This window comes from Halobacillus sp. B23F22_5 (assembly GCF_043497085.1).
Classification (GTDB): domain Bacteria; phylum Bacillota; class Bacilli; order Bacillales; family Halobacillaceae; genus Thalassobacillus.
The window spans coordinates 1-1,144 of record NZ_JBIEKI010000035.1 but is presented as its reverse complement, the minus strand read 5'-3'; the positions used below and the strand labels follow the sequence as shown (position 1 = coordinate 1,144).

Genomic DNA, 1,144 nt, shown 5'->3' with positions numbered 1-1,144 from the left:
GCAAGTTTATACCTTGTTTGAGGAAGCTGTTGAAGGTAGGATTTCTCTTCTTCCTCAAACACCTTTTTACGTGAACCTGGTCGCTTTTGAAATTCAGTGGTGTTGATTTCTTCTAACTTTTCAAAGATTTTCTGATTTAAGTCTTGAAGATGAAAACACTGATAGTTTCTTAGTGGAGCGATAATCTGCCTGGAAATATATCCAACAGTGCCTTCGACACTTGCTTTATCTTTTGGCCTTCGAACACGGCTTGGAACAATGACAGTACGGTAGTAATCTGCCATTTCACGATAGGCTTCATTTAGAAGAGGCTCTTCACGATGTGCTTTCGTAACTCCTGTTTTCAAATTATCGGGAACCATTGTTTCAGGAACTCCCTCAAAATACTCCAATGCATGAATATGAGCGATAAGCCAATTAGCTGATTTCATATCTAAAAAGGCTTCAACATAACTGAACTGACTATAAGGTAAGGTCGCAATAAAAACATACGCCGGAAGCGTTTCTCCTGTTGAACGATCATTAATCTTCAGTGTAGTTCCAGCCCAATCTACTTCCATGACTTCACCTGGTTTTCTTCGAATAGGCATTGTCAATTTATACTTTTTCGCATATTTACCATAGTTCTCACAAAAAGTACGATAGGCATAGGGGATCTTTCCACCTTCACGTGCCTCTGTCGAGTACTCGTGGTGCAGCAGGGACAGGGTTACATTCTTCTTTTGTAGTTCCTTATGCACTCTTTCCCAATCAATTGGGAAGTACCCTTTCTCAACAGCCTGTTTCTCTGGGAAGAGAAACGCTTCTAGCCATGGATTGGTCATGGTGTCGTTCAAGCTTTCTACACCCAGTTCTTTGGCACGTTGAACGACATCTGAAACTGTATTCCTTGAATGCCCAGTGCTTGAACTAATCGTTCTTTGACTGACTTCTTCAAAGTGAAGTTCCAAAATCTTACGGTAATTAACCATAAAAAAGCCTCCTGTATAATAATGTCATGCTTGCTGGCATGCAAGATAATTATACAGGAGGCCTTTCTCTATTCTATTTATAGTGGCAATGCATTCCGCAAAGGGTGGCTCTTTTCTCCGCAAAGACTGGCTCAAAACTCCGCATAAGTGGCTCATTTCAACTGCAATAATCA

1 protein-coding gene is annotated in these 1,144 nt (G+C 40.7%); it reads right to left on the bottom strand.

The window, feature by feature from the left end:
• On the bottom strand, window positions 1–971 hold a 971-nt coding region (gene istA, locus ACGTN9_RS20975), incomplete at its 3' end, for an IS21 family transposase (protein ID WP_499596473.1).
• Window positions 972–1,144 lie beyond the last annotated feature (173 nt).